Origin of the sequence: Bacillus mycoides, from assembly GCF_001757995.1 — a bacterium.
In the GTDB taxonomy this organism is placed as follows: domain Bacteria; phylum Bacillota; class Bacilli; order Bacillales; family Bacillaceae_G; genus Bacillus_A; species Bacillus_A mycoides_B.
In genome coordinates this window covers 1-9066 of the sequence record NZ_LXLV01000051.1, presented here as the reverse complement: position 1 = coordinate 9066, position 9066 = coordinate 1, and the positions used below count along the sequence as shown (strand labels likewise).

6 protein-coding genes and 3 pseudogenes are annotated in these 9066 nt (G+C 33.9%); 5 read left to right on the top strand and 4 right to left on the bottom strand.

Going from position 1 to position 9066, the window contains the following annotated elements; all coding sequences use genetic code 11:
• Positions 1-606 (top strand): annotated as a pseudogene (locus tag BWGOE10_RS16425) (IS4 family transposase); the annotation flags it as partial.
• A gap of 324 nt (positions 607-930) precedes the next feature.
• Here BWGOE10_RS16425 and BWGOE10_RS16420 read toward each other — a convergent pair.
• Positions 931-1800 (bottom strand): LysR family transcriptional regulator, encoded by an 870-nt coding sequence (locus BWGOE10_RS16420; RefSeq protein ID WP_070144077.1) that lies wholly within the window; start codon positions 1798-1800, stop codon positions 931-933.
• A gap of 124 nt (positions 1801-1924) precedes the next feature.
• Complete coding sequence (locus BWGOE10_RS16415; protein WP_070144076.1) at positions 1925-2629, bottom strand: aspartate/glutamate racemase family protein; 705 nt, start codon at positions 2627-2629, stop codon at positions 1925-1927.
• 222 nt (positions 2630-2851) lie between these two features.
• On the opposite strand from BWGOE10_RS16415, the pseudogene BWGOE10_RS30250 reads away from it, so the two are divergent.
• Positions 2852-3109, top strand: a pseudogene (locus BWGOE10_RS30250) (IS4 family transposase); the annotation flags it as partial.
• Positions 3110-3640: 531 nt separating this feature from the next.
• Positions 3641-4006 (top strand): annotated as a pseudogene (locus tag BWGOE10_RS16410) (hypothetical protein); the annotation flags it as partial.
• Between the two features lie 118 nt (positions 4007-4124).
• On the opposite strand, the gene BWGOE10_RS16405 reads toward BWGOE10_RS16410, so the two are convergent.
• Positions 4125-4472: a VOC family protein gene (locus BWGOE10_RS16405; protein WP_070144074.1), complete on the bottom strand. Its 348-nt coding sequence runs from the start codon at positions 4470-4472 to the stop codon at positions 4125-4127.
• Between the two features lie 275 nt (positions 4473-4747).
• Positions 4748-6172 (bottom strand): amino acid permease, encoded by a 1425-nt coding sequence (locus BWGOE10_RS16400; protein WP_070144073.1) that lies wholly within the window; start codon positions 6170-6172, stop codon positions 4748-4750.
• Between the two features lie 264 nt (positions 6173-6436).
• On the opposite strand from BWGOE10_RS16400, the gene BWGOE10_RS16395 reads away from it, so the two are divergent.
• Both BWGOE10_RS16395 and BWGOE10_RS16390 read left to right on the top strand, forming a co-directional pair.
• The gene (locus BWGOE10_RS16395) at positions 6437-7186 is read left to right on the top strand and encodes an IclR family transcriptional regulator (RefSeq protein ID WP_070144072.1); all 750 of its coding nucleotides are present in this window, start codon (positions 6437-6439) and stop codon (positions 7184-7186) included.
• 75 nt (positions 7187-7261) lie between these two features.
• Positions 7262-8902, top strand: coding sequence for a M20/M25/M40 family metallo-hydrolase (locus BWGOE10_RS16390; RefSeq protein ID WP_070144071.1), 1641 nt, complete (start codon positions 7262-7264; stop codon positions 8900-8902).
• The last annotated feature ends 164 nt before the right edge of the window (positions 8903-9066 follow it).

Here is a 9066-nt window from a genome sequence, read left to right as displayed (position 1 = left end):
TGATTGATAAAGTGCCAGCTCGTGTAATTGTTCATCGATTAACAAAACAACAGCAACAAAAACGATTACAAGATCAAGCTGTAAGAGAAAAAAAGAAAGGAATGAAGTATTCTCCTCGTAGTAAACGACTCAGTGGTATCAATGTATATATGACAAACACCCCTACAGATATTGTCCCGATGGGACAAGTACATGATTGGTATTCTTTACGTTGGCAAATCGAAATTTTATTTAAAACGTGGAAATCATTCTTTCACATTCATCATTGTAAAAAGATAAAACGAGAACGATTGGAATGCCATTTGTATGGGCAACTGATTGCCATTCTAATCTGTTCCTCTATTATGTTTCAAATGCGAAAATTACTTCTCATAAAGAAGAAACAAGAGCTGAGTGAATATAAAGCTATATATAATTAAAGACTATTTTTCTCTTCTGTTTCAGGCCATACAAAAAGACATCCAAGAATTAACAAAGATTCTGTTTCGTCTGTTTAACCTTCTACAGCGAAACGGACGAAAATCACATCGATACGAGAAGAAAACAGTCTTTGATATATTAGGTGTCGTTTACAATTGTACCATGTCGGGCAATCAAGCAGCCTAATAAAAAAATAAAACCCGTTAGGGTTTATTTGATATGCAGAATTTCCAATGATCTACACTAGTTTTTTAGAAAAAGAAAAATACCCCTTCGGAAACTGATTTTTCCTAACATTAGCTTGATAGCGATGGGGTATTACCCCATACCCATCAAGTTAATATTTTGCAGCACCCCCAGAACGAAATTTTAGACCCTCTTATAACAGAGAAGATTATTTTATCGTTTTTGGGGTGACCTGTTTTCTTAGCTTGATAGGTATACGTAAGGATCCCATGCCTATCAACTCCAGAACAAAAACAAACCGATTGATATACCAATCAGTTTGTTTTATTTACACATCTTCTCTTTTAAAAAGTCAATAAAAACAGATTTTGGTCTGCCTTTTAAATAGATAAAATCAATACTAATATTAATTTTTACTGGAGGTGTCATTTCCACTCGGATCAATTCTCCATTTTCTAATTCTTGTTTGACACAATGTTCAGGCAAGAAGCTAATGCCCATCCCTTGTATCACTAAATTTTTCGCTGTTTCCATATTATCTACTTCTAAAGATATAGTCGGGCTTACATCATTACTTGAAAATAGCCGATGAATCATGAGCCAATCCATTGATCCATAATCAAAGAAGATGAGGGGTTGTTTACTTACATGTTCTATTGTTACTTTTTCTTCTTTTAAAAATATATGATTTCGAGGCACAAAAAGGCCAATAGGGTCATTATAAAGACGAATTGATTCTACTTGAGGATGTGTTTCTGTTCGTACGATGCCAAAGTCAACTTCTTTATTAATAACCTTCTGTAAGATGTCTTGTGAATGACCAGTTACAATTTTTATTCTAACATCTTTAAATTCAGATTTGAAACCAGGTAAAATTTCAGGGAGGATATTATTAGATATTGATAAAGCACTCCCAATTACCAAGTCATAGGGGATTGTTACTTGTTGCAACCCATACTTAGCTTCCTGATAAGATTGCAAAATTTTTTGTGCATGTGGAAAAAAATACTCTCCTTTTTCAGTTAAAGAAATCTTATTGCCATTTCGATGAAAAAGCTTTATATTCATTTCACGTTCAAGTGATTGGATACGTGCTGTTACAGAAGGTTGGGTTAAATAAAGAGCTTCGGCAGCTTTATTGAAACTACCAAGTTGACAAACATATATAAAAGCTTCAATATTTTCAATATTCATGTCTAAACGCTCCTTACTTTAGCTCTTTATTATAATTTACTATAACATGTACACGTAAAATCGTATGCATCAAACATCCATAAAATAAGAATGCAACAATTCTGCCGCATTCCCAACTTCTAAATTACACTTTTATTATTTCTTTCTCTGTTCTATTAGCTATTTTAATAACCATTTTAGCTACAATTTCTGTTGGATCAATAACGCAAATATTTTGGGATGATTTCAATACAAGAGGAACCTCTGTGCAACCTGCTATAATAGCCTCAGCTCCGCTATCTTTCAATTTATCAGCAACCATTGAAAGATATAAAAATCCTGTTTCTAAATTTCCACTTTTAATAGCATATATTCCTTCCATCACTTTTTCTTGCATTTCTTTATCAGGCTCAATGACATCAATCCTGTAACTTTGACAACTGTTTTGGTATAGTTCCGTCTTAATCGTCCCATCCGTAGCTAACAAACCTACTTTTCTAAAATTATTTTCTTGCACAAAACGAGCCGTTTCCAAAGGCATATGCAAGATTGGAATATTAACAGACCTTTTAGCTGCTTTATAGAAAAAATGAGCGGTATTACACGCAATAACAAGAAAATCCGCACCAGCGTTTTGCAGTCGCTGCGCTGATTGTACAATGTATGGGGTCGGATCCATTCCTTTTCCCAAAATAGCCGTTGTCCGATCAGGTATTTGAGAATAGTTGTCTGCAATGATATGGATATGATCTTGATCTTTCATTGCAGGTGTATAAGAAATAATTTTATTCATTAAATCAACAGTCGCCAAAGGACCCATGCCCCCAATAATTCCAACAACTTTTTGCATTTTATTCACCACTTCTAAACATATTTTGAAAGTCTAATCTTAATAAAATTCTTAGTATTTCTGTAAATGTATTTTGAATGATTGACTTAATTATAAGTTCTTTTTTAAGGGATGAATTATAGAAAGAATCTATACAACAATAGAAAATATGTATTGATAACTAATGTATAAGAGGATTTTGATATCGAATATTACTATCTAACAAGTGATGAGCAAGTATGTGACGTTCGCATTGGTGGCCTTGGTTATTTCTCCCTAGAGGACTTTCGGGCAATTTCTGAAAAAGAAGCCTACTTTCTTTCCAGGCTTAAACTCAATACGCGAGTCTACTATAAGAATCCCAATCCAGAGATCTTTCGGAACGGTACAATTAAGAAACATTCGGAGTACATTCAAATAGACCTTGAACAGTTCCTTGATACATTACAGCCCGGCGAAACAAAGGAATTGTCAGATGTATATGCGGGTATGTATGAGAAGAAAACCGTCTTTGACGTACTTGGAGTTGTGTACGAACGAAGTAAACGAAAAAAGAAAGCTGCATAAGTGAAAAAAACGCCCAATTAGACGTTTCTTTGTCATGCCTATTTTTAAGCCGAACATTTAGTTTTTCTTGAAGAATAGTTTTCTCTCCGCCTACTAGCACTTCTTTTTGGAATGACTGTCCCTTAAGTTGATTTGCATGGGGTATTACCCATGCAAATCAACTTAAGCAAAGCAAATAGCCCAAAACTATAGTTTGTGTATGTAAATCAAAATAGTGTAAAAATATTTATTTTCGTTTATATCTCTGTTAATTAGATTTGACGAAAATAGAAATTGAAAAGAGTACTCTATATACAGGGGAAAGAGGTGGGCATAGACGAATATGTTCATCAAATTACAGTTTATGTAAGAGCTAGATTATTGAAGAAGGATATTAGCTATTTTTAACGAACTCTGAATTACAAACAAACTTTATCAAAAGTGGTGAGATAATATAGAGAATAAAACAAATTTATTTTTGGATATGAAAATGGAATAGTGTATGAATTAATTTCTAAAAATATTAATATGAACACTGAAATATCTTATAAAATAAAAGTGACTAATAATACCGATTATGTTATTGCACAAAATAATGTTATGTTTTCATTTCCTAAATCACCTACTGTTTCTGGACAAACAACAAATCCATTTAGAGTGTTAGCTAAAGGTAATAAGTTAAATATTAAACCAGGGGATAGTATTGTTTTAGAAGTATCATTTTCTCCTGATTTTTATTCTGAATTTAAGAACACAGAAGTATCTAAAGCAAATCTGTATATAACAGGTTATATCGATAAATTAGCTGATGAAAATCATTTTGATTTTATTAAAAGTATTAATTTAGAGTAAAAAAGTGCACCTCCGATTGTTAGACTGTGTCTAATAATTGGAGGTGCACTTCAAAGGAATCAACTTTTTTTATTGAACTAAAGCACCTGTTAGCTTAATAGTAAATGATTACAACCGGCTATTTCTCCCAAAGCTCGATCAATCGACCTTCAGGATCTTTAATCCAAATAAACTTTCCAAATTCACTAATCTCTTCTTTCTTTTCAAGAGGTACACCAATTTGTTCAAGATGCTGAATAGTCTCGTTTAGATTATGTACTTGGAAATTTAACATCACTTGTTGTTCTGTTGGAAAGTAACTGTCATTTTCGGTAAAGAAAGAAAAGATAGTCTCAGTTCCTAATTCGGGTTTAATTACAGTCCCATTCCAATTTTCTATTTCAATCTTCAACACTTCACTGTACCATTTTTTTATAACATCAAGATCTTTAGTTCTCCAAAATATTCCTCCGAAACCTTTTATCATCGTATTTAACTCCTGTCTATCTTTTAATTTTTAATGACATAGTATGTATTTAATATATCAAAACAAAACGGGAATAGTAAGGGGAATCAGCAACTTATGAACAGTAAAAAATCATAATTGCTGGTGTAGCATTTACTACATTAACGATACTCACATCATCCTTCTAATAGTATGGGGAAAATAGGGGAACTGTTCCTGGAAAAATGAATAAAGCAATGATAAAAGACCGCACATGAAGGAAAAGCAATGTGCGGTCTTTTATATATAGTACAGTATTACGAAGTTTCACTAATTTTAGTTTCTGTATGAGTGTTAGTAGCAATTCTTTTCTTTACCTTAAAGTGATAGTAGGTGTAGCAAAAGATAATAAATGGTACAGTACAATAGATTCCTAGTCTTTGATCTGGGATAAAGATAAGACTTAATAATATAATGCCATACAATCCAAAACCAAGAATTGGTACAAGAGGATAAAGTGGAGTTTTGAATTTTAAGTCTTCTAATTTTCCACCTTCGGCTAAATAATGTTTACGGAAAAAGAATTGAGAAACACAAATTGACATCCAAACAATGATTGTAATGACTCCAGAAATTGAAATTAACCATAAGTAAACCGTTTCAGCAGCTACAACGCTTGTCAAAAGAGAAAAAGCAGAAATAGCGATCGTCAAGATTAAAGCGTTTAAAGGTATTCCTCGTGATGATAATTTCTTTAAAAAGGCTGGGGCCATTTCATTTTTTGATAATGACCAAAGCATTCGAGTTGCCGCATACAGTCCTGAGTTTGCGACAGAAAGAACAGCAGTAAGAATAACAAAGTTCATAATATCAGCTGCATATGGAATACCGATATTATCAAATACAGCAACAAACGGACTCTTCGTTAATCCTGCCTCTTCCCAAGGAATTAAAGCTACAAGAACAAAGATTGCTAAGACGAAGAAAAACATCGTGCGCCATATTATATTTCTAATAGAACGAGGTAAAGTCTTTGCTGGATCTTCACTTTCACCAGCTGCGATTCCGACAAGTTCTGTACCTTGGAAGGAATAATTGACTGTAACCATTGTTAATAAGATAGCGGCAAGTCCATTTGGGAATAAACCACCATGATTTACGAAATTTGAAAGAAGCGGAGCGGGTTCGTTTCCTTTTAAATCAATAAAGCCGAACATAGCGGCGCCGCCAAGAATAATGAAAGCAATAATGGCAGATACTTTAATACTTGAAAACCAAAATTCTGTTTCTGCATAACTACGAGCAGATAATGCGTTAATAGTGAATATTGTAACACCAAATATTAAACACCAAACCCAGACAGGAATATCAGGAAACCAGCGCTGCATTGTAATACCAGCAGTTGTAAATTCAAGACCGGTCGTATTCGCCCAGCTTAACCAATACAACCAGCCAATTGTAAACCCAGTTGCAGGGTTAATAAACTTGGTAGCATATTCCTGGAAAGAGCCTGAAACAGGCATTGCTACAGCAAGCTCACCAAGACATAACATAACGAGATACATTAATAATCCACCGGCCATAAAGGCAAATACGGATCCACCAGGTCCAGCTTTACTTATAATAAAACCAGATCCGTTAAATAACCCCGTTCCAATCACACCACCGAGTGCAATCATGAATAAATGTCTACTTTTCATCGTGCGCTTTAATTCATTGTTTGAATTGTTTACTTGCGTCATTGTTTTCCTCACTTTCAAAATTGGTAGTATGAAAATTGATGTTTTTCCGTATTATGGAATGTATTCCGTGATGTGAAATCTTGTTCTAATTTTCAGATAATTAAAAAGAAAAGTCAATATTTTTTTGTTTGCGTTTTCAAAATGTTGATAGCGTATCTTTTGTTTATTTTGAAAATTAAATAAATTGATTGATTTCAGTTTGAATTTTTGTTAAATTGATAGTTAATTAGGCTAAACATACTACAAGTAAAGTTGAGGAGAGTTATGGTACAGTCCATTGATCGAGCGATAGGTATTATTAAGTTGTTGAATTCTACAAATGAAAAAGAGTATTGGGCTATTTCTGATATAGCTGATAGGACACATCTCCCGGTTAGTACAGTACATAGGTTACTGAACTCTCTAATGGAGCATGGATTAGTTACGCAAATTTCAGAAACAAAACAGTACAAGATTGGACCAATGTGGATGGAAATAGGATTACGTCAATTGGAGAAGGTAGACTACAGATCTGTTGCAAGAGAAGTGATGAAGCGTTTGGCCTCTGAAGTTGAAGAAAGTGTTTATTTGAACATTCCAAATGGAACACATTCTATTATCATTGAAAGAATTGATAGCCCTTTAAAAATTCGAGTTATCGATAACTTAGGGGAACAGATTCCACTTTCGATTGGAGCAGCAAATAAAACGATGCTTGCCAATATGAACACGAATGAAATGGAACACATTGTAGAACATTTACTTTCTGCTTTACCAGAACAAAAGCAAATTCTTTTCGATCAAATAAAGCAAATAAGAAATGAAGGATATGCTGTGAGTTATGGTGAAAAAACAGAAGGGACAGCTTCAGTAGCTGCACCTATTATAGGATTTAATCATAAAGTAGTAGGAGCATTAAGTATCGGATTGATTAGTCATCGCATTAATGATGATCGACTATCTTTTCTTATTAGTAAGGTAAAACAAGCTGCTCATGAAATATCAATAAAAATCGGCAGAACATCAGAAGTATAATTTTGATAACTGTCGTCATTTTTTATTCATATATTGGAATTGATTTTCATAATGCGGAAAAATAGGGGGATTTATATGTCAAAGTGGCAATCAAAAGAGCAATTGGTGCAATTATTAAGCAATCTTGTTGAAATTCCTAGTATTACAGGTTCAGAGGCTGAAGTTATATTGCCAGACTTTGTTGTAGAACAATTATCTGACTTACAGTATTTCAAACAAAATCCGCATCATTTGCAAAAAAATCCGACCGGGGATGGAAGATATTTTGTTACAGCTTTAGTAAAGAAAAGCGATAGTACGAAGAATACCGTAATTCTTGTTAGCCACTTTGATGTTGTAGATGTACAAGATTATGGAGTGTGGAAAGAAGATGCATTTAACCCTAAAAAGTTAACATCTATGTTTTATTCTCATAAAGATGAGCTACCAGATCATGTACGTGAAGATATTGAACAAGGAGATTGGCTCTTTGGTAGAGGAACAATGGATATGAAATGTGGTCTAGCTTTACAAATGGCGATGGTTGAGCAAGCTTGTGAAGGAAGATTTGATGGGAATGTTCTTTTATTGGCTGTTCCAGATGAAGAAGTGAACTCTGTAGGGATGAGAGCTGCAGTGCCGAAATTATTAGACTTAGCAAAAGAACATGACCTAGATTATAAAACGGTCTTAAATTCAGAGCCTATGTTTTCAAGGCATCCTGGGGACCAAAATAAGTATATTTATACTGGGTCTATTGGGAAGGTGTTACCTGGTTTCCTTTGCTATGGAAAAGAGACACATGTAGGCGAACCTTTTGCAGGATTAAATGGGAGTTATATGGCTTCATTAATAACAGCAGAATTAGAGTTGAATACGGACCTTTGTGATATTGTAGATGGTGAAGCGAGTCCACCACCAACTAACTTGCTTCAAAGAGACTTAAAGGAGGATTATTCTGTACAAATTCCTCATCGTGCTGTTACATTATTTAACTTGTTTTTACTAGAAAAAACGATGACAGATGTAGTTTCATTGTTACGTCAAAAGGTAACGAAAGTAGCAGAGAAAATCGAAGAATCGTATGAGGAGCGAGCGTATCATTTTTCTAAGTATAATCCGTTCATACCGCCTAATCTCAAAGTAAATGTATTAACGTATGAAGAGCTTATCACTTATGCAATTGAACAACATGGACAAGAAAAAATAGATGAAATTCAATCTAATATTATAAAAAATAGAGAAGATAAAGATGATCGTGCGGTAACCATTGATTTAGTAGACAAATTAGCTATCTTATGTAAAGAAAAGGCTCCGATGATTGTACTTTTCTTTGCGCCGCCATACTATCCAGCTGTGAGTTCACGCAACAATCCTTTAATTAAAGAGGTAGTTGTAGAAATGGAAAAGTATGCCCACTATAATCATAGCATTACATTTGAAAACCAAAATTATTTTGGAGGAATTTCAGATTTGAGCTATGTGGGCTTGCAGTACCCATTAGATTCAATGAGTTCTCTTGTAGACAATATGCCATTATGGGATAAAGGTTATTCGATTCCACTTCAGGAATTAGAAGAGTTTGACGTTCCAGTATTAAATATGGGGCCGGTAGGAAAAGATGCCCATCAATGGACGGAGCGTCTGGACGTAAATTACGCATTTGAAACGTTATTAGATATGTTACCTATATGTATTGAAAAATTACTTGTTTCTAATAAAGTTACACAGTCATAGTGTTTGTATAAGAGAGATAGCAAAAAGGACCGTAGTGATTGATATTATCCCCTTAAGGTAGACAGTGTAAAAAGACCATGAATACACATGGATGTTACACTTTTACTTGGAGGGGATTTTATTATGGTTAAAAAAGGGGATAAATTTCAAACTTATTCAGATAA